We start from the raw sequence: 274 nt of genomic DNA, 5'->3' as shown, positions 1-274 counted from the left end.
AGCCCCGTCTTTCACGCAAGAAAGGTACGCCCATTGTCCATTTCCATAGCGCAGGTAAGTAATATCGGCGAGAAACACCTTCTCCGGCTCGCCTTGGTTGAACTGGCGTTTGAGCAGGTTGGGACAGGTTTGGTGTTCCTGAGTCGCCTTAGCCATCTTGCGATAAGGATTAGCTTGACGTATTGCCGCGACCAAGCCAGTCTTGCGCATGAGGCGGCGAATTTTCTTGTGATTCATGACAACGCCGCTGATCTGCTCGAGACGCATCTTGATG

At 52.6% G+C, this 274-nt stretch carries 1 pseudogene; it reads right to left on the bottom strand.

Annotation, left to right across the window (positions count from 1 at the left end):
* Window positions 1-274, bottom strand: a pseudogene (locus tag KVT34_RS30275) (IS3 family transposase); the annotation flags it as partial.

The organism is Paenibacillus sp. GbtcB18 (assembly GCF_019091125.1).
GTDB lineage: Bacteria > Bacillota > Bacilli > Paenibacillales > NBRC-103111 > Paenibacillus_F > Paenibacillus_F chitinolyticus.
This window is presented reverse-complemented; position numbering and strand designations above follow the sequence as displayed.